Below are 19,651 nucleotides of genomic sequence, written 5' to 3'. Positions count from 1 at the left end.
ATGGAAGGTTTGATGAAAGGCAAACGCGGCCTCATCATGGGGGTCGCGAATAATCACTCACTCGCTTGGGGAATTTCAAAACAACTCGCAGCACAGGGCGCTGAACTGGCCTTTACCTATCAGGGCGATGCGCTCGGCAAGCGCGTAAAGCCGCTGGCCGAGCAGGTCGGCTCTGATTTCGTACTGCCTTGCGATGTTGAAAATATCGATTCGGTCGATGCGGTCTTTGCCGAAATCGAAAAGAAGTGGGGCAAGCTCGATTTCGTCGTTCACGCCATCGGCTTTTCCGACAAGACCGAACTGAAGGGTCGCTACGCAGACGTCACCACGCGCGAAAATTTCAGCCGCACCATGGTGATTTCCGCCTACTCCTTCACGGAAATGGCACAGCGCGCCGAAAAGCTCATGAAGGACGGCGGTTCGATCCTGACGCTGACCTATGGCGGTTCAACCCGTACGATTCCGAACTACAACGTCATGGGCGTTGCCAAGGCCGCGCTTGAAGCCATGGTTCGTTATCTTGCTGCCGATTACGGCCCGCAGGGCATCCGCGTCAATGCGATCTCGGCAGGGCCGGTGCGAACACTGGCCGGTGCCGGCATCGGCGACGCCCGCGCGATCTTCAGCTATCAGCGTCGTAACTCGCCGCTGCGCCGCACGGTCGATATCGACGATGTGGGCAAATCGGCACTCTATTTGCTGTCCGATCTTTCGAGCGGTGTCACCGGTGAGGTCCATTATGTGGATTCCGGCTACAACATCGTCTCCATGCCGACGCTTGAAGAGCTGAAAAGCTCGGATGCGGAACGCGGCGAATAAGCGTTACACGATTGGAGCGTCGTGCGTCCTCCCACCAGGCATACGGCGCTCTGACAATTTAAAACTGCTGCATAATTCCTTAGAGCGGTTCCGGTTTAAACGGAATCGTCGGAACCGCTCTATCTATTTGTTTTCACGCACTATCCGACGCAAAACCGCTTCGCACTTTTGCTGGAAATGCTCTAAACTGATTCAAGTTTAAGGAATTATGCTGTAAAAAAGCCGCCTTTCGAGGCGGCTTTTTTGTTTTATTTCTTTGCATCGAATATTTTGAAGCCGCTTGCCTCTTCGAGAAGCGTTACATTCTTGAACAGCCCCTTCAGCGTTGTCTCATAAGGCAATTGACGGTTTGCGACCATCAGCAGACGCCCGCCGATCTTAAGCCGCGAAGCAGCGGCGGCGATAAACGTCTGCCCAAGCGACAGGTCTGCCGCGCGCCCTTCGTGAAACGGCGGATTCATGATCACGGTGTCATAAATACCCGTCATTTTTTCACTGGTCACATCGAACCAGTTGAAGCCAATAGGAACCGATGCCCCTAACCGCTCCAGATTGCCGCGTGCGGCCTCCAGTGCCTCATAATCGGCCTCGAAAAGATCGATGGACTTGATGCGATCCGCAAACTTCAGGCATTGCGCAGCAAGATAGCCCCAGCCAGCGCCAAGATCGGCGACATTGCCAAAGACGATCTTCTCCATATGCGGCACGAGCAGCGCCGAGCCCTTGTCGATAACACCGTGCGAGAACATGCCGGGCTCGGTGCGAAACACATCGTCAATATCAGCCGCAAGCGGCTTCAATGCCGCGATGAAGTCATCGGTGAGATCGGCGGGCCTTCTCAGCCAGAAGACCACGGCATGGTTCTTCGACATGCGGTCGCTGATCTCGGCAATATTGCCGACCCATTTGCGGAAACTGTCGATGCCGAGCTTCTTGTCGCCAGACACTGCAATCCATCCGCCCGGCTCAACACGCGCCAGAAGCTCCGCAAACCACGCCTCATTGCGTCCGCGATGTTTTCCGAGCAGAAGTAGCCCGCCGGAAAAACGCCGCTCCTCGTCCAATCTGGAGCCCAACCTGGGAACGACATTGAGGTCTTCCTTATTGAGTGCCAGCCAGTCCGGGCGCCAGGGCTGCAGGAAGGTCAGCGCCTGCTTCCATTCATCCTCAAGACGCCGATCCGCAGAAAGACCGCAGGCGAGGAAGGATTGTCCTACTTCGGGCATGTCCAGAATGCCCTGATCGAAGGGGAGAAAGAGTGTTTGTTGTGCCGGTGTCATCATGCTTCACCCATGCCGATCAATTGTTCTACGCGCAACAAAAAAGCGCGCCCCAAAAACACCTTGGGGCGCGCTCTTTCTCAATTGATTACAGAGTACAACGCTTATTCAGCGTCTGCTTCTGCCTTCTTTTCAGCAACGACTTCCTTGCCAGTTTCCTGATCGACGACCTTCATCGACAGGCGAACCTTGCCACGTTCGTCGAAGCCCATGAGCTTGACCCAGACCTTCTGGCCTTCCTTGACCACATCGGTGGTTTTGGCAACGCGGTCGGAAGCGAGCTGCGAGATGTGAACCAGACCGTCACGCGGACCGAAGAAGTTCACGAAAGCGCCGAAGTCAGCGGTCTTGACGACCGTGCCTTCGTAGATTTCGCCGACTTCCGGCTCGGCAACGATCGAATGAATCCACTTCTTGGCGGCTTCGATTTCCTTGCCGTTCGACGATGCGATCTTGACCGTGCCGTCGTCTTCGATGTTGATCTTCGCGCCAGTCTTCTCGACGATTTCGCGAATAACCTTACCGCCCGAACCGATAACATCACGGATCTTGTCGGTTGGGATGTTCATCACTTCGATGCGTGGAGCGAATTCGCCCAGTTCTTCACGCGACGTGGAAAGAGCCTTGCTCATTTCGCCGAGGATGTGAACGCGACCGCCCTTGGCCTGCTCCAGCGCGACCTTCATGATCTCTTCGGTAATACCGTCGATCTTGATGTCCATCTGAAGGGCAGTGATACCGCTTTCGGTACCGGCTACCTTGAAATCCATATCGCCGAGGTGATCTTCGTCGCCGAGAATGTCAGAAAGAACAGCGTAACGCTCGCCTTCCTTGATCAGGCCCATGGCAATACCAGCAACCGGACGGGTAATTGGAACGCCTGCATCCATCAGCGCCAGCGACGTGCCGCAAACGGTTGCCATCGACGAAGAGCCATTCGATTCCGTGATCTCGGAAACAGCGCGGATCGTGTAAGGGAACTGTTCAGCAGCAGGCAGCATTGGATGGATTGCACGCCATGCGAGCTTGCCATGACCAACTTCACGACGGCCTGGCGAACCCATACGACCGGTTTCACCGACCGAATATGGCGGGAAGTTGTAATGCAGCATGAAGGATTCTTTGTACGTACCGGTCAGAGAATCGATCATCTGTTCGTCTTCGCCGGTGCCGAGCGTGGCAACAACGATTGCCTGCGTCTCACCGCGGGTAAACAGCGCCGAGCCGTGTGTACGTGGCAGAAGGCCGACTTCCGAAACGATTGCGCGAACGGTCGACAAATCACGGCCATCGATACGATTGCCGGTGTCGAGGATGTTCCAGCGAACAATCTTTGCCTGCAGGTGCTTGAAGACAGTTGCAAATTTTTCAGCCGAGAATTCCGGCTCTTCAACACCCTCTGGGAAGAAATGAGCCTTCGCCTTGGCCTTTGCAGCGTCAACAGCGACGTAGCGAGCCTGCTTTTCGGTGATCTTGTAGGCGTCGCGCAGGTCGTTTTCGACAACTGCGAGCATCTTGGCTTCGAGGTCCGACAGATCTTCCGGCTGGAAGTCACGCGGTTCCTTGGCAGCAACTTCAGCGAGCTTGATGATCGCATCGATAACGGGCTGGAAGCCCTTCTGACCGAAAACAACGGCGCCGAGCATAACTTCTTCGGAAAGTTCCTGTGCTTCTGATTCAACCATCAGAACAGCGTCAGCCGTACCGGCAACAACCAGGTCGAGCTTCGATTCCGGCATTTCGTCGATATTCGGGTTCAGAACGTATTCGCCGTTGATGTAGCCAACGCGCGCGCCACCGATCGGGCCCATGAAAGGAACGCCGGAAATGGTCAGCGCTGCAGAAGCTGCAACCATCGACAGAACGTCTGGATTGTTCTCAAGGTCATGCTGAATGACAGTCAGAACAACCTGTGTGTCGTTCTTGTAGCCATCGACGAAGAGCGGGCGGATCGGACGGTCGATCAGGCGCGAAACGAGGGTTTCGTTTTCGCTCGGACGGCCTTCACGCTTGAAGAAACCACCAGGGATCTTGCCGGCGGCATAGGTCTTTTCCTGATAGTTTACGGTCAGCGGAAAGAAATCCTGACCCGGCTTTGGTTCCTTGGCAGAAACGACAGTCGCCAGAACGACGGTTTCTCCATAGGTTGCCAGAACTGCACCGTCAGCCTGACGGGCGATCTTGCCGGTTTCGAGCGTAAGCGGACGACCGCCCCATTCGATTTCCACTTTATGGGTATTGAACATATCTTGTCCTCATATGGAGACGCCGCGCAAAGCGCTAGGGCATCTCCTGGGTTGGCAGACAGGCCACGGGCAAGACAACGGGAAGTTCGTTATGTGTCAGAACATTCATTCCCGAATATTCCCTGACACGAACTGCCTGCAATCCTGCCCCATGACTGGTCCAGGTCATGAGCCGTATGGCTCTTCATCGGCATGACGGAATGCACCTGGTGCGCCGTCTCATGCCAGCGGGCATTCGCCCGATAGGCGGGATGCACTCACATACGTTCGCGCTTCCGTTCTATCTGTTGGTTTTTCGCATGTCTTCGCCCCAAAACCGGTTCCCACTTTTGGGAGACATGCTCAAGTGTCGCATTTTGATCTGTCAGCGGCTATCCGCACGACAAAATGCTCGATAAATCAAACGGGCGACGTTTGAAGACGTCGCCCGATTTTACCGTTAGCGGCGCAGGCCGAGACGGCCGATCAGCGCCTGGTAACGTGCCTGGTCGATGCCCTTGACATAGTCAAGAAGACGACGACGCTGCGAAACCAGCTTCAGAAGGCCGCGACGCGAATGATTGTCATTCTTGTGGCCCTTGAAATGATCCGTAAGGTTGGCAATACGCTCGGAAAGAACGGCGACCTGTACTTCAGGAGAACCGGTATCGCCTTCCTTGGTGGCGTATTCCTTGATAAGTGCTTGCTTGCGCTCAGCAGTAATCGACATCGTACACCCTTTCTTGATGAGAGGAAAAAGAGACGCCCAGGCCGGGATGTCGTCCAGCGCGGGCCATTTACACGATCTGACATGCTTTCAGGCATGATCGATGAGGGGCATATAGTGTAAAATTGGCAGGAATGCCAGTCTCAATTCAATTGGCCGCCTCATCGCGATCTTCTGACGAAACGTCAGCTCGTCGTGAAAACGCGCTTCGGTTTGAACTGTCCATGCTCGATATAGCCGATGGCGAGCAATTTTCCGCGTGTCGTGACACAGGCTTCCTCGGCCTCCAGAGGCGCGTCGCGCCCACGCAGGATCACCGGATTGCCGAGACGCACGCGTTGCGCCTGATCGTCGGAAAGCGGTATCTGCGGTAGGCAGTCCAGTGCGGCGCCTGTGTCGATGACCAGCGCGTCAATCGCCGAAAAGTCGCGACGCGGTGCTGGTTCCACGATATTGCCGTCCTCATCCTTCGGCGGAAGCGGCGGCCATGCCTGTTCGAGTTCTGCCAGGGTGACGGAATCCTCTTCCGTGAACGGTGCCACTTCGATGCGGCGCAGTTCCGAAATATGCCCGTAGCATCCAAGATCGCGGCCCATGTCGCGGGCCAGAGAACGCACATAGGTGCCCTTGGAGCATTCGACCTCGAATTCGGTGCGGTCGGCATCCGGAATGCCTACAATCTCCAGCCGGTCGATCTCGACTTGGCGGGAGGGTATTTCGACGGTCTCACCTTCGCGGGCAAGATCGTAGGCCCGTTCGCCGTCGATCTTGATGGCGGAAAACTGCGGCGGCACCTGCGAAATGACGCCGGTATAATTCGGCAGCAATGCCTCGACATCCGCACTTGACGGGCGCTTGTCAGAGATTTTGGTCGGCTGGCCTTCCAGATCGTCCGTCGAACGTTCTTCACCCCAACTGACCGTAAAACGATAGATCTTGGTCCCGTCCATGACATAAGGTACAGTCTTGGTGGCTTCACCCAGCGCTATGGGCAACATGCCGGAAGCAAGCGGATCAAGCGTACCGGCATGACCGGCTTTTTCGGCGTTGAACAGCCACTTGATCTTCGAGACCGCCTCGGTCGATCCCATACCTTTCGGCTTGTCAAAAATGACCCAGCCGGAAACCGGACGGCCTTTTTTCTTGCCCCGTCTTGCCATGCTTTATTCGTCTCCATTGCGGGAAGCCTTGTCTGCCTCCCGGTCTTTTTCATCGTCATGCCCAAGATCGCGTGCGACTTCCGGCGAGCGGAGCAGTGCATCGATCTTGGAAAAATTGTCAAAGCTGGTATCTGCCCGGAAGCGGAATTCCGGCATGTACTTCATCTGGCTGAGGCTCGGAGCGATACGACCACGAATGAATTTCGCATTCGCAGCCAGCGCCTTGATAACGGCCTGCGTATCGGCATCGCCAAGAGGGGTGATGAAGCAAGTTGCGATCTTGAGGTCGGGTGACATACGCACTTCCGAGACGGAAATCACGGTGCGGGCGATAAGGTCGTCGCGGATTTCTCCACGCTGAAGCACCTGTGCCAATGCGTGACGCACCTGCTCGCCCACGCGAAGCTGGCGTTGGGAAAGGCCACCTGAGCCTTTTGGATCCGGAGAACGTGCCATAGCTATATCCTCGATAAACAGCCATTAATCGGCACCCAGCCCAATTGGCTGCCCGAAGAAACGGCTAAAACTGAACGGTGCAATTTACCACAGTTCAGACGGGAGTCAGACCCTCGGAACCGGGTAATGAAAAACCGGACCGCCCATGACAGGACGGTCCGGCATATAGGTATTAGAGAGTGCGCGTAATATGTTCGACGCGGAACGCTTCGATCGTGTCGCCTGCGCGAATGTCGTCGTAGTTTTCGAACGCCATACCGCATTCCTGGCCCATCGGCACTTCCTGCACTTCGTCCTTGAAGCGCTTGAGCGTCTTGAGCTTGCCTTCGTGGATAACCACGTTGTCACGGATGAGGCGGACGCCTGCACCACGTTCAACCTTGCCGTCGATAACCCGGCAACCGGCAACCTTACCAACCTTGGTGATGTTGAAGACTTCAAGAATCTCAGCATTACCGATGAAGGTTTCGCGGCGTTCTGGCGACAGAAGACCCGACATCGCTGCTTTCACATCTTCGATCAGATCGTAGATGATGTTGTAGTAGCGGATTTCGGTGCCCTGCTGGTCGGCTGCATCGCGTGCCTGCTTGTTGGCACGAACGTTGAAGCCGATGATTGCTGCATTGGAGGCTTCGGCCAGCGACACGTCGCTTTCCGTGATACCACCGGCGCCCGAATGGACGATGCGTGCACGCACTTCGTCGGTGCCGAGCTTGTCGAGAGCCGTAATGATCGCTTCGACCGAACCCTGCACGTCACCCTTGATGACGAGCGGGAATTCCTTCAAGCCGTTCACCTGAAGCTGGCTCATCATCTGCTCAAGCGAGCCACGCTGGCCAGTCTGACGGGCAACAGCCTTATCGCGAGCAAGGCGCTGGCGATAATCAGCAATTTCACGAGCTTTGGCTTCGTTAGCGACAACTGCGAAGCGATCGCCTGCCTGTGGTGTACCCTGGAGACCAAGGACTTCAACCGGCATTGCAGGTCCTGCTTCCTTGACGTGTTCGCCATGGTCGTTGACCAGAGCGCGCACACGGCCCCATTCGTTACCGGCAGCGATAATATCGCCCGGATGCAATGTACCCTTCTGAACCAGAACGGTTGCGACCGAACCACGGCCACGATCGAGCTGCGCTTCGATGACAACGCCTTCAGCGGTACGGGTCGGATCTGCCTTGAGATCAAGAATTTCTGCCTGCAACAGGACTGCTTCAAGCAGCTTGTCGAGGTTGATCTTGTTCTTGGCCGAAACTTCGACGTCGAGAACTTCACCGCCCATCGATTCCACGAAGACATCGTGCTGCAGAAGGGCAGTGCGAACCTTCTGCGGATCGGCAGCAGGCTTGTCGATCTTGTTGATCGCCACGATGATCGGAACACCAGCCGCCTTGGCATGGTTGATGGATTCAATCGTCTGCGGCATCACGCTGTCGTCAGCGGCAACCACCAGAATGGCGATGTCGGTCGCCTGCGCACCGCGGGCACGCATTGCGGTAAAGGCAGCGTGGCCCGGCGTATCGATGAAGGTGATCTTCTGGCCGTTCTGCTCGACCTGATAAGCACCGATATGCTGGGTGATGCCACCGGCTTCGCCTGACACCACATTGGCGTGACGGATCGCGTCGAGCAGCGAGGTCTTGCCGTGATCGACGTGACCCATGATGGTCACGACCGGAGGACGGGAAACCAGCGCGGCCTCGTTATCGGCGACACCGAAGATACCTTCTTCAACGTCCGATTCCGCAACGCGCTTGACGGTGTGGCCGAATTCCTCAGCAATGAGCTGTGCCATATCGGCATCGATCACATCGCCCGGCTTCATCATCTGTCCCTGTTTCATGAGGTACTTGATGATGTCGACAGAACGCTCGGCCATACGCTGTGCGAGTTCCTGAAGCGTGATGGTTTCAGGAACAGTCACTTCGCGAGAAATTTTCTCGCGTGTTTCCTGCATCTGCGAACGCTTGAACTTTTCCTGACGGCGACGCATCGCCGAAAGCGAACGCGAACGGCCTTCGTCTTCCAGATTGCTGGAGATGGTCAGCTTGCCACGACGCCGATCATCTTCGGTCTTAACCACTTTCGGTGCGCGGACTTCCGGCTTTGCCGGGACGCCACGACGAGCGGTCGACGGACCACGACGATCATCCTCATCACCCGTGGAACCAGGCTTGCGCTGCTGGCTCTGTGGAAGAGGCTTGTTTGCCGTTGGAATAACGTCTGCAATCGCTGGCGATGCAGGACGCTGTCCCTGACCGGGACGACCGCCCTGCGGAGGACGACCCGAATGCTGGGGGCGACCGCCCTGCGGTGCAGGACGGGAATCGCCGCGCTGCTCCGAACGGCCTTCCGACTGCGGCATGCGCTTGTTTGCTTCCGCTTCTGCGCGAGCCTTGGCCTCCGCTTCTGCCTTCAGACGTGCTTCTTCTTCTGCCTGGCGGCGAGCGGATTCTTCACGTTCCTTGGCACGGCGTGCATCTTCTTCTGCGCGGCGCTTTGCTTCTTCAGCAGCGCGAACGCGATCAGCCGCATCACGAACCTGCGCTTCTTCAAGCGCGCGGCGACGCGCATCCATTTCAGAGCGCGACAGCGTATTCAACACCATGCCGGAGCGATCAGACTGGCGTGGACGCTGCGACTGCTGGCCGGAACGCTGCTGATTACGCGGTTGCTGCTGCGCAACATGCGGCTTTGGCGTTGTCACAGGAGTTGCCGGAGCAGGTGCCTTTGGCTGTTGCGGTGCAGGCGCTGCTGGCGCAGTTGCCTGTGGAGCAACAGCCGCTGGAGCTGCCGGCGCGGGCGCCGATACAGCAGCCGCTGGTGCCGGGGTGGAGGCCACAGGCGCAGGAGCTGCTGGTGCCGCAGCTGCAGGCTGTGGGGCCGCTACCTCGACTTCCGACTTCTCGTCAGGCCGCGAGAATTTGCGCTTCTTCGTTTCAACGACGACAGCCTTCGTGCGGCCGTGGCTGAAATTCTGGCGCACGGTGCTCTGCTCGACGCCTGGCCGCTTCATGGTCAGCGTCTTCTTCGTATTAACGCTCAGCGTCTTGTCGTCGTTCGTTTTATCGCTCATTACGTTTCCGTTTCCTTCGCGGCTCCGGCCGCTCTACTCGAGCATTATCCAACGCGACCTAGTCATGTTGGATAAAGCTCCAGTCATCCGCTTCAACGCGCAATCCGATCCAGGGTCTGCCAAGCCCCTCTACAGTTGCGCTCTAATCCAGGCTCGATGCGCTTTCACCGCGATAGCGATGCAACATAAGCGCCCGCTTTACGAACCCGGCCGCCGCCTTTCCTTCAAGTACGGCTGCATGTATCACATTTCCGCCCCCAAATGCCAAATCCATTTCTTCCCCCGTAAAAAGGGTGAAGGCCGGGATTTCGGGGCCATCAAGATGCACCACAGCGCGGCGGGCCTGATCGAGCTTGCGCACGCCATCGGCTGCGGCTTCCTGAGCGTGCAGCACCATGGCGGCCGCCCCGGTGCGGATCGCCTGATCCACCTTGGTCGAACCTGTTACCACAGCGCCAGCCTTGCGAGCCAGAGCGAGGCTACCGAGAGCAGATTTCGTCAGCAACTGGTCCACCAGCGCGCCAAGATCCGCCTGCGGCGTCACACCTTCTTTCAGCGCTCGCGCAAAGAGTTTGCGCTTGACCGCTTCATCCACCAGACGACGCTCGGCTTTGACCCAGCATCCTCTGCCTGGCAGATTCCTTTTCAAGTCCGGCACCACGGAACCGTCGGGACCGGCCACGAAACGGATCAGATCATCGGCAGAACCGCTTTCGCGCGTGACGATACAGGTTCTGTCATTCATATCCTGCTCCACGCGAACTCCAGTTTTGCCATAACGGCAATATCGGGCGGCCATATCGGGGCCGCATTCCGAACTTGTACCAATGTCATAACCGGCTCGACTGCATCGCTCTTGCATGAGCGACGAAATTGCTGCGCGAGCACCAGTTTGGACCATATCCAACGCATCAGACCTGATGCGTGGCGCTGTACCAGAGCAAAAGCCCCACCACAACCCGTAAGATGGCCGGAACTTCATTCGAAACCCGAACTGGCCGATCAATTCAGATGAACGACGACCATTTTTCAGGGATCAATTGCGAGAGCCGCACAGCTTACGCCTGAATTGCCTCAGACGTAAGAAGCCATGCGGCTCTGCTATTCCAGCGCGCTTCTTAGGAAGCGGCTGCCTCTTCACTGGCTTCAGCTTCGGCTTCTTCTTCCTGAGCCGATGCCAGTTCTTCCTCCGTGATCCATCCTGCCTTCAAACGCGCAGAAAGGACCATCTGTTCCGCATCGACACGCGAAACGTCGAAGGAAGAGAAGATGCCGCTATGAGCGACGGTTTCGCCGTCCTTGCGTTCACGCCAGCCGACCAGATCATCGACGGCATAACCGGCAAAATCATCCATCGTCTTGACGCCGTCTTCACCAACTGCCACCAGCATCGCCGTGGTGATGCCCGGCAGTTCACGCAGTTCGTCCTCGACGCCCAGTTCCTTGCGGCGGTCATCCTGTTCGCTTTCGATGCGATCCAGATATTCCCGGGCACGTTCCTGGATTTCGCCGGCCGTATCCTCATCAAAACCGTCAATGGAGGCGATTTCACCCGACTCGACATAGGCCAGTTCTTCAACAGATGCGAAACCTTCGGAGGCCAGAACCTGACCGACCATCTCGTCAACGTTGAGGGCATCCATGAAGAGGGTCGAACGTTCGGTGAATTCCTTCTGGCGACGTTCGGATTCTTCGTCTTCCGTCAGGATGTCGATGTCCCAGCCGGTGAGCTGGGAAGCAAGGCGCACATTCTGACCGCGACGACCGATTGCAAGTGATAGTTGGTCATTCGGAACGACAACTTCAATACGCTCGGCGTCTTCATCGAGCACCACCTTGGCAACTTCAGCCGGCTGAAGCGCGTTGACGATGAAGGAAGCCGCTTCCGGAGACCACGGAATGATGTCGATCTTTTCACCCTGCAATTCGCCGACAACGGCCTGAACGCGGGAACCGCGCATACCGACGCAGGCACCAACCGGATCGATGGAAGCGTCACGCGACACGACCGCAATCTTGGCTCGGGAACCCGGATCGCGGGCAACGGACTTGATTTCGATGATGCCGTCGTAAATTTCCGGCACTTCCATGGTGAAAAGCTTCGCCATGAAGGACGGATGGGTGCGCGACAGGAAAATCTGCGGGCCACGCTGTTCGCGGCGCACATCGTAGACATAGGCGCGAATGCGGTCGCCGTAGCGGAAAGCTTCGCGCGGGATCAGTTCATCGCGGCGCACGATGGCTTCACCACGACCGAGATCGACAATCACATTTCCGTATTCGACACGCTTCACAGTACCGTTGACGATTTCGCCAACGCGATCCTTGTATTCGTCATACTGACGGTCACGCTCGGCTTCACGCACTTTCTGCACGATAACCTGCTTTGCCGACTGGGCGGCGATACGACCGAAATCCATCGGCGGTAGCTGATCGGCGATGAAGTCACCGACCTGCGCATCCGGATTGCGATCGCGAGCGGTGAAGAGCGAAATCTGCGTCGCGTAATCCTCGACATGCTCAACAACTTCGAGCAGGCGCTGCAGCTTGATCTCGCCAGACTTCGCATTGATGTCCGCGCGGATGTTGCTTTCCTGGCCGTAACGCGAACGCGCCGCCTTCTGGATCGCATCGGCCATGGCCGCAAGAACGATCTCGCGGTCGATCGACTTCTCGCGTGCGACCGCGTCGGCGATCTGCAGAAGCTCCAGCCTGTTAGCACTGACTGCCATTGGACTCTCCTTGGTGTCGCATCCGGCTCCTCAAGATACCGGACGCCTGAAACTTATTTCTTCTTTTCGGCTTCGCCCGATGTGGCTTCGTCAGACCCAGCTTCGCCGGACTGTTCGTCCATTTCGGCTTCCTGATCATCACCCAGATCGTCGCCGGGAATGCGGCCCTCGCGCAGGGCCTTGTCCTTACGCAGCGCATCGCGGATCAGGTCATCGGTCAGCACGAGACGTGCGTCCGAAATCAGATCGAATGGAATACGCACGACAGGTTCGTTGCCGTAGGAAATCTGATCGCTTTCAATGACAACGGTTTCCGCATCGCCCAGAACGATACGCCCGCGGAATTTCTTGCGGCCCTCGTGCACGATAGAGGTTTCCACCTTTGCGATATGACCGGCCCAGTCGGTAAAGTCCGACTTTCGGACCAGCGGTCGGTCGATACCAGGAGACGAAATCTCCAGATGATATTTTCCGCTGAGGGGGTCTTCCACGTCGAGAACCGGCGCAACGGTGCGGCTGACCAGTTCGCAATCGTCGACGGTCATCGTGCCATCGGGACGCTCGGCCATGATCTGCAAGGTCTGACCGTTCAGCCCCGAAAGGCGCACACGCACCAACCGGAAGCCCAGCGTATTGATGATGGGCTCGATGATAGAAGCCACTTTCGCATCGATGCCCGTCTCGCGAATGATGCGATCATTCACGCCTGCTGCTAGCGCCTCTGCTTCGTTTGCCTGAACCTGTTCCGTCAACCTAAAAACCTTTCGAGAGGCAGGAAAAGCCTCTTCAAGCAGGCCGTAAGTAACAAAAAAGAGCGGGACCGGGTGGACCCACTCTTGTTCAAACGACCAAGAATTTGAGACATATATACCAGTGGAAGCTGATTTTTTCAAGACCGCTTCTGACGTTCGATTGATGCGTTCTCTGCTGGCTGCTTCAACGGCGAATGAAAGTCAAATAGGCAGCGCGCCGACCTTCGCGAAAAGCCTTTGCTTCATAGCGCGTGCCTGGCCAGGCTTCATAAGCTTTGTTCCAGTCGGACGGGCCTTCGGCCTGCCAGTCGAATGCCGGATGACGGCGACAATGCTGGAGCGTCCAGTTGACATAATGCTCGATGTCGGAAGCAAAGCGAAATTTTGCACCGGGCTTCAACACGCGGGCGAAGCGGTCGAGATTGGCATCGCTGACGAAACGGCGTTTCCAGTGACGTCGCTTGTGCCACGGATCGGGATAAAAAAGATCAATGCCGGAAAGGGACGCATCCGGTAGCCAGTCGAGGACCGCCGTCGCATCCTCGTCATAGAGACGCAGGTTCGGGCGCGGTTCTTCATCGAGTGCCGCAAGCATCTTTGCCATGCCGTTGACGAAGGGTTCGACACCGATGAAACCCGTCTGCGGATAGCGACCTGTCTCATGGTGCAGATGCTCGCCGCCGCCGAAACCGATTTCCAGACGTACAGCGTCGACCTTCGTTTCAAAAAGCGCATGCAGATCCTGCGGTGCCGGGCTTTCGATGTCGATCTTGATACGCGGCAGAAGATCCTCGAACAGATTCTTCTGATGGCTCCGCAGGGGCTTGCCGTGACGACGGCCGAAAAAATTTCCGGCACCGCGCAGAGGATGAGATTCTTCGGTCATATTTTATCCGTCGGCGTCATAGTGAATAATAGAGCGCGTTTCGATCTGATTGAAGCAGATCGGCGCTCTATCTCTTTGTTCAGACGCACATCTTGTCCGAAAACCGTTTCACATTTTTCGGGATGCGCTGATAGCAGAAGAGCGCGATCCAAGACCGCGCTCCTCGAAATTTGTCGGGACACATAACGCCAAGCGGCGTGCGATGCAACTTTCCGGGGGAGAAGTTACGCCACTGCTGCCTTCAGCACCTTGGTGAGGTCGGTCTTCTCCCAGGAGAAGGAACCGTCGCGACCCGGCTTGCGACCGAAATGGCCATAAGACGAGGTCTTGGCATAAATCGGCTTGTTGAGGTCGAGATGCTTGCGGATGCCCGTCGGTGACAGGTCCATGACTTCGCGAAGCGCTTCCTCGACTGCGGATTCTGCCACTTTGCCGGTACCATGCAGATCGACGTAAACCGAAAGCGGCTGCGCCACGCCGATGGCATAGGAAAGCTGGATCGTGCAGCGGTCGGCAAGACCGGCGGCAACGACGTTCTTGGCGAGATAGCGCGCGGCATAGGCTGCGGAGCGGTCGACCTTGGTCGTGTCCTTGCCGGAGAATGCGCCGCCACCATGAGGAGCGGCACCACCATAGGTATCCACGATGATCTTGCGGCCAGTCAGTCCGGCATCACCGTCCGGTCCGCCGATGACGAACTTGCCGGTTGGATTGATATACCAGTTGCAGGTGGCTGCAATCGGGAGCTCGCCGAGCGCTTCCCGGATATAGGGTTCGACAACCGAACGGACTTTCTTTGAATCCCAGCTTGCATCCAGATGCTGCGTGGAAAGAACGATCTGCGTAACCTCAGCGGCTTTGCCGTTCTCGTAACGCACCGTGACCTGGCTCTTGGCGTCGGGGCCGAGCTTGCCCGCATCGCCTTCGCCCTTGTGGCGGGCTTCGGAGAGCTTTTCGAGGATCTTGTGCGAATAGTAGATCGGTGCCGGCATAAGGTCCGGGGTTTCGCGGCAGGCATAACCGAACATAATGCCCTGATCGCCTGCACCTTCTTCGCCCTGACGGTCAGCGGCATTGTCCACGCCCTGCGCGATATCGGCGGACTGCGGATGCAGAAGCACGTCGATCTTCACCGTCTTCCAGTTGAAACCGTTCTGTTCGTAACCGATTTCACGGATCGCCTTGCGGGCTGCCGAGCGGAAGCGCGAAGGATTGATCAGCGGATGTCCGGCCGCATCGTGGGCGACAGTGCCGTCCTTATTCTTCTTCAGGAAAGTATCCGGAACACGCACTTCGCCGGCAATGACCACGCGATTGGTGGTGGCAAGCGTTTCGCAGGCAACACGGACAGACCATGGATCGACGCCGGTACGGCGCGCTTCCTTGTAGATCATGTCCACGATTTCATCGGAGATGCGGTCGCAAACCTTGTCCGGATGTCCTTCGGACACAGATTCGCTGGTGAAGAGATAAGAACTGCGCGACACGGGTAACCCCTCTTGAAAATCCAACGGAGAATATCTCCGCCATGGAAACACAGTAGCGCCCGGAACAGGTTCCAGCGTTCCGGGCACAGTAATGTGTTAGCGAAGTTGGGATTAAACCGTCAATGCATATTCTTGTTGCGACAGCGCCTCAGCGGGAAAATTCGTTTCAGACAGCATTTCCTGCCGGTTCGGGTGCCGCAAATCGTAAGAACCCGGCGAGGCACGCCTATGTCCCGCTTTTTCTGCGCTTCTCAAGAACTGAAATCAGTCAGCGTCCGCAGCGAGCGACTTCACGAGATCGATGATCTTGCGGCGCACTTTCGGATCTGAAATTTTCGTGAACGCGCGAGTCAACTGCACGCCTTCATTGGAATTCAGGAAATCGACCACATAGGTCGCTTCATTGTCCTCTGCAAATCCAGCCTGGGTTGAGGAGCCTGGTGCATCTTCAAAAAAGAAGGAAACCGGGACATTCAGAATTGACGAGATCGCCTGAAGCCGGCTTGCACCGACGCGATTGGTGCCTTTCTCGTATTTCTGGATCTGCTGAAACGTAATTCCGAGGCTTTCGCCAAGCTTTTCCTGACTGAGGCCCAGCATGTTGCGGCGGAGACGGATGCGGCTGCCGACATGCACGTCAATGGGATTGGGCTTCTTTTTATTCTCAATCATACAATTGTCACTCCTCGCAACTGCGAGCTTTCATTCATGCTCTGTTCATCTGAACAGCGATAACAATAAGTTTTGGGAGGTAGTCTGACGATTTTTCCGCAAAAACCGTCGCCGCAGGGCCATAACAGCGTAACAATATTAGTCTGTCAATGAAAACGCCTGCCGAATGGCAGTCGGAAAGCCATGCTCACCACGAGTAAGGTTAACAGCGCTACCAGAGATTGCCGTGCACCCTGTGGCGTGCCCCAAAATGGTGCACGAGATGACGGTAGGTAAGCGTCGATTACCCCGACGGCATCATGGGCCAGCCCATCAGTGATTCGACCATAAGCATCAACGACAGCCGAAAGACCATTATTAGCTGCACGAATGAGCGGCAGGCCCTGTTCCACGGCGCGCACCTGCGCCTGTCGGAAATGCTGGTACGGGCCCGGTGTATCACCATACCATGCATCGTTTGTCACATTGAGGATGGCGCTGGCTTTTGGGCCCGTATATCCAAGCTCATCGGGAAAAATTGCTTCGTAGCAGATCAGCGGCAGAAAAGTCTGGCCGTCCTTCACGTTCAACGCGCGACGCGATGCGCCAGCGGTAAATCCACCGGGCATTTCCACCACTTCCTGAAGTCCGAGCCTGCGCAAGAAACTCTCGTAAGGGAGATACTCGCCGAAGGGGACCAGATGCACCTTGTCGGCAGCGTCGACAATGACACCACGGTCATCGATCGTATAAATCGAATTATAGTAGCGCGGTTCACCGCCGCCGGTCGCCTTCTCTTCGCGAACGGCGCCGGCCAAAAGCACCTGCCCGTCCTGCAAAACTTCACCTATGCGCGACAGAGCCTCGGGCGTCGAGGTGAGGATATAAGGAACCGCCGTTTCCGGCCATATGATCACGTCCGGCTTTGGCTTGCCTTGGGCAGGTGCCTCCCCCGTCAGCGACACCAATGTGTCGAAGATCGAGCGGCGCTCGGCATTGTCCCATTTCATGGTCTGGGCGATGGAAGGCTGTACGATACGAATCGCGAGCGTTCCTTTTTCCGCATCGATCGCCGGTGCTTGTGAAAGCGTCCAGGCACCAAAGCCGACGTGACCGGCGATAAGTAACAGGGCAAATGCGATGCCCGTCTTTGCAAACCGTCCACCGATCAACAGAGCCGGTGCGGCGAAGACAAACACCGCCAGGGCGCTCATTCCGATCAGGCCCAGCACGGCAACCGATTGCATCAGAAGCGGCGTCGGCATGACGGCATAGCCGATGGCGTTCCAGGGGAAACCGGTGAACAGGAAAAGGCGCAGCCATTCCGCCAATGCAAAGCCGAATGCAAGCGCGAAGATGCGCCCTAAGCCGTCCGACCAGAATATGCGCGCAACCATGGTTGCAAATGCATAGAACAATGCGAGAAATGCAGGCAGGCCCAGAACTGCGAGCGGCAGGGCCCATGCGAACTGGTCCGCATCAACCAGCAGCGCCGTACCGATCCACCACAGCCCGGAAATGAAATAGCCGAACCCGAACCACCAGCCAACCATGGCTGCGGGAAGAAGGCGGCGAACCGGTCCAGCGTTCGCTTTAGCAATAGCACCGTCGATCAGCCAGACAAGAATGGGGAAGGAGATGAAGCCCGCGACGAAAACATCAAATGGCGGCTGGGTCAGCGTGGCGAAGGCACCGCTCAGAAAAGCGGCCAGCGCCCGACGCCAGCCGCTCGAAAGAATGATCCTCCCCGCGAGCCTTTCGATCATCAGGCCTCTTTGGGATTGTCGGTTGCAGCTTCTGTCTCCGCGGACTGTTCTCCCGGCTTGGCCGATACGACCGCGCGCTGCTGGCGGCGGCGGTCAGCCGCGGAAAGCGGTACAATGCGCACTTTCTTCACCCGGCGCGGATCGACTTCCAGCACATGGAATTCATAGCCAGGAATAGCCTGCACGACTTCGCCGCGAACCGGAATACGCCCCAGAACCGAGAAGATGAGGCCGCCGACCGTGTCGACATCCTCGCCATGCTCGCCCACTTCGAAGGACGGGCCGATTTTTGCGGTCAGTTCCTCCAGATCGGCGCGCGCGTCGACAACGAACACGCCATCGGCCTCTTCGGCGATCATGATTTCTTCGTCATCATGTTCGTCTTCGATATCGCCGACAACCATTTCGACGATATCTTCCAGCGAAACCAGACCGTCCGTGCCGCCATATTCATCGATGACCAGCGCCATCTGGATGTGGGTCGCCTGCATGCGCGCCATCAAGCCGCTTGCCATCATGGATGGCGGCACGAACAGGACCTTGCGCATCAGATTGAGTTCACCGATCGTCTTGGTAAGATCGATACGGCTCATGTCGAATTTGGCGGCTTTGTCTTCCGCAGTCGCCTTGCGCGTGCTGCTGCGGCGCGTGGTCTTCTGACGGGCCTGCTTGGTGATAAAGTTCAGCACATCGCGGATATGGATCATCCCGCGCGGGTCGTCCAGCGTCTCGGCATAGACCGGCATACGCGAATGGCCGGATTTCTCGAAAAGTTCCAGCACTTCCCAGAGCGGCGTGGAAATTTCCACGGCCTCGACATCGGCGCGCGGAATCATCACGTCTTCGACGCGGATTTCGCGCAGGCGAAGGATGTTATGCAGCATCGCCTTTTCTTCAGGCGAGAATGCTGAATCCTGCTCGCTTGCCGTGCTGGAAAGGGCATCGGCCAAATCTTCGCGCAGCGAAGATGACTGGCGCGAGCGCATGAACGGGAAAATATTAGACAATAGGGAACGCTTCTCGGCCACTACGGGCCGCTGCGTACTTTGCCCTTCGGCGTCTTGGGTCTCGCTGCGATTCTCGCCAGCGGACGGAGGATGCGATGTTTGATCAGCCATGGTCAATCGTTGTTAGTGTCTTCATCGGATACAGCATAAGGGTCGGGGATGGCAAGAGCATGAAGGATTTCACGCTCGCGGCCTTCCATCACTTCCGCTTCCGCATCGGTTTCGTGATCGTAACCCAAAAGGTGCAAAAAGCCATGCACGACGAGGTGAGCGAGGTGATTTTCGAGCGGCTTTCCCTCTTCACGGGCCTCGCGCTCGACAGTCTCCCGCGCGATGATGATATCGCCCAGCATCGGCCCCGGCTGCGCTCCGGCTTTGAGCGGAAACGCCGGAAATGACAGCACATTGGTCGGCTTGTCCTTGCCGCGCCATTCTGCGTTCAAGGTCTGAATAGAGGGATCGTCGGTGAAAACCACACTCAGTTCGCTTTCAGCGTCCTTAAGGTTCAAATTGGCCCAAGCGGCCTCGACCGACTTCCTGACGAGACCTTCAAGGCTCGCTTCGTCCGGCCAGTTGCCGGCTTCAATCATGATATCAATGTGGATCGCGTTGTCTGACACGTTATGCAGC

Annotated in this window: 16 protein-coding genes; 1 reads left to right on the top strand and 15 read right to left on the bottom strand. The window is 57.0% G+C overall.

Features of this window, described 5'->3' with window-relative positions:
• Positions 1-819 (top strand): enoyl-ACP reductase FabI, encoded by an 819-nt coding sequence (fabI, locus tag FIB18_RS10320; RefSeq protein ID WP_140020620.1) that lies wholly within the window; start codon positions 1-3, stop codon positions 817-819.
• Positions 820-1,067: 248 nt separating this feature from the next.
• On the opposite strand, the gene FIB18_RS10315 is transcribed toward fabI, so the two are convergent.
• The 15 genes from FIB18_RS10315 to ybeY form a co-directional block, all read right to left on the bottom strand.
• Entirely contained in the window at positions 1,068-2,102 is a 1,035-nt protein-coding gene (locus FIB18_RS10315) for a class I SAM-dependent methyltransferase (RefSeq protein ID WP_140020619.1), read from the bottom strand.
• Between the two features lie 101 nt (positions 2,103-2,203).
• Positions 2,204-4,345, bottom strand: a complete 2,142-nt coding sequence (pnp, locus tag FIB18_RS10310) for a polyribonucleotide nucleotidyltransferase (protein WP_140020618.1) — start codon at positions 4,343-4,345, stop codon at positions 2,204-2,206.
• 439 nt (positions 4,346-4,784) lie between these two features.
• Positions 4,785-5,054, bottom strand: a complete 270-nt coding sequence (gene rpsO, locus FIB18_RS10305) for a 30S ribosomal protein S15 (RefSeq protein ID WP_024898336.1) — start codon at positions 5,052-5,054, stop codon at positions 4,785-4,787.
• A 182-nt stretch (positions 5,055-5,236) separates the two neighbouring features.
• The gene (truB, locus tag FIB18_RS10300) at positions 5,237-6,211 is read right to left on the bottom strand and encodes a tRNA pseudouridine(55) synthase TruB (RefSeq protein WP_140020617.1); all 975 of its coding nucleotides are present in this window, start codon (positions 6,209-6,211) and stop codon (positions 5,237-5,239) included.
• Between the two features lie 3 nt (positions 6,212-6,214).
• Positions 6,215-6,667, bottom strand: a complete 453-nt coding sequence (gene rbfA / locus FIB18_RS10295) for a 30S ribosome-binding factor RbfA (RefSeq protein WP_140020616.1) — start codon at positions 6,665-6,667, stop codon at positions 6,215-6,217.
• 172 nt (positions 6,668-6,839) lie between these two features.
• Complete coding sequence (gene infB / locus FIB18_RS10290) at positions 6,840-9,740, bottom strand: translation initiation factor IF-2 (protein ID WP_140020615.1); 2,901 nt, start codon at positions 9,738-9,740, stop codon at positions 6,840-6,842.
• A 142-nt stretch (positions 9,741-9,882) separates the two neighbouring features.
• The gene (locus FIB18_RS10285; RefSeq protein WP_140020614.1) at positions 9,883-10,539 is read right to left on the bottom strand and encodes an RNA-binding protein; all 657 of its coding nucleotides are present in this window, start codon (positions 10,537-10,539) and stop codon (positions 9,883-9,885) included.
• Positions 10,540-10,858: 319 nt separating this feature from the next.
• Complete coding sequence (nusA, locus tag FIB18_RS10280) at positions 10,859-12,472, bottom strand: transcription termination factor NusA (RefSeq protein ID WP_140020613.1); 1,614 nt, start codon at positions 12,470-12,472, stop codon at positions 10,859-10,861.
• Positions 12,473-12,525: 53 nt separating this feature from the next.
• On the bottom strand, positions 12,526-13,224 hold the full coding sequence (gene rimP, locus FIB18_RS10275; protein ID WP_140020612.1) for a ribosome maturation factor RimP: 699 nt from the start codon (positions 13,222-13,224) through the stop codon (positions 12,526-12,528).
• 184 nt (positions 13,225-13,408) lie between these two features.
• Positions 13,409-14,110: a tRNA (guanine(46)-N(7))-methyltransferase TrmB gene (trmB, locus tag FIB18_RS10270; RefSeq protein WP_140020611.1), complete on the bottom strand. Its 702-nt coding sequence runs from the start codon at positions 14,108-14,110 to the stop codon at positions 13,409-13,411.
• Between the two features lie 224 nt (positions 14,111-14,334).
• On the bottom strand, positions 14,335-15,597 hold the full coding sequence (gene metK / locus FIB18_RS10260; RefSeq protein WP_140020609.1) for a methionine adenosyltransferase: 1,263 nt from the start codon (positions 15,595-15,597) through the stop codon (positions 14,335-14,337).
• Positions 15,598-15,861: 264 nt separating this feature from the next.
• On the bottom strand, positions 15,862-16,269 hold the full coding sequence (locus tag FIB18_RS10255; RefSeq protein WP_140020608.1) for a helix-turn-helix domain-containing protein: 408 nt from the start codon (positions 16,267-16,269) through the stop codon (positions 15,862-15,864).
• A 146-nt stretch (positions 16,270-16,415) separates the two neighbouring features.
• Positions 16,416-18,014: an apolipoprotein N-acyltransferase gene (gene lnt / locus FIB18_RS10250; RefSeq protein WP_140020607.1), complete on the bottom strand. Its 1,599-nt coding sequence runs from the start codon at positions 18,012-18,014 to the stop codon at positions 16,416-16,418.
• Positions 18,014-19,132 carry a hemolysin family protein gene (locus FIB18_RS10245; RefSeq protein WP_140020606.1) on the bottom strand — a complete coding sequence of 373 codons (1,119 nt, stop codon included), beginning with the start codon at positions 19,130-19,132 and terminating at the stop codon, positions 18,014-18,016. Before FIB18_RS10245 ends, lnt begins: the two co-directional genes overlap by 1 nt.
• A 2-nt stretch (positions 19,133-19,134) precedes the next feature.
• Positions 19,135-19,641 (bottom strand): rRNA maturation RNase YbeY, encoded by a 507-nt coding sequence (ybeY, locus tag FIB18_RS10240; RefSeq protein WP_140020605.1) that lies wholly within the window; start codon positions 19,639-19,641, stop codon positions 19,135-19,137.
• Between the last annotated feature and the right edge of the window lie 10 nt (positions 19,642-19,651).

This window comes from Brucella pecoris, assembly GCF_006376675.1.
GTDB classification, from domain to species: Bacteria; Pseudomonadota; Alphaproteobacteria; order Rhizobiales; family Rhizobiaceae; genus Brucella; species Brucella pecoris.
The sequence above is the reverse complement of the archived record's forward strand: the minus strand, read 5'-3'. Positions and strand labels throughout refer to the sequence as shown.

Bases quoted from the DNA above. Each gene is read 5' to 3' on its own strand.
- fabI (WP_140020620.1), top strand. From the start codon at position 1: ATGGAAGGTTTGATGAAAGGCAAACGCGGCCTCATCATGGGGGTCGCG.
- FIB18_RS10315 (WP_140020619.1), bottom strand. From the start codon at position 2,102: ATGATGACACCGGCACAACAAACACTCTTTCTCCCCTTCGATCAGGGC.
- pnp (WP_140020618.1), bottom strand. From the start codon at position 4,345: ATGTTCAATACCCATAAAGTGGAAATCGAATGGGGCGGTCGTCCGCTT.
- rpsO (WP_024898336.1), bottom strand. From the start codon at position 5,054: ATGTCGATTACTGCTGAGCGCAAGCAAGCACTTATCAAGGAATACGCC.
- truB (WP_140020617.1), bottom strand. From the start codon at position 6,211: ATGGCAAGACGGGGCAAGAAAAAAGGCCGTCCGGTTTCCGGCTGGGTC.
- rbfA (WP_140020616.1), bottom strand. From the start codon at position 6,667: ATGGCACGTTCTCCGGATCCAAAAGGCTCAGGTGGCCTTTCCCAACGC.
- infB (WP_140020615.1), bottom strand. From the start codon at position 9,740: ATGAGCGATAAAACGAACGACGACAAGACGCTGAGCGTTAATACGAAG.
- FIB18_RS10285 (WP_140020614.1), bottom strand. From the start codon at position 10,539: ATGGCCGCCCGATATTGCCGTTATGGCAAAACTGGAGTTCGCGTGGAG.
- nusA (WP_140020613.1), bottom strand. From the start codon at position 12,472: ATGGCAGTCAGTGCTAACAGGCTGGAGCTTCTGCAGATCGCCGACGCG.
- trmB (WP_140020611.1), bottom strand. From the start codon at position 14,110: ATGACCGAAGAATCTCATCCTCTGCGCGGTGCCGGAAATTTTTTCGGC.
- FIB18_RS10255 (WP_140020608.1), bottom strand. From the start codon at position 16,269: ATGATTGAGAATAAAAAGAAGCCCAATCCCATTGACGTGCATGTCGGC.
- lnt (WP_140020607.1), bottom strand. From the start codon at position 18,014: ATGATCGAAAGGCTCGCGGGGAGGATCATTCTTTCGAGCGGCTGGCGT.
- FIB18_RS10245 (WP_140020606.1), bottom strand. From the start codon at position 19,132: ATGGCTGATCAAACATCGCATCCTCCGTCCGCTGGCGAGAATCGCAGC.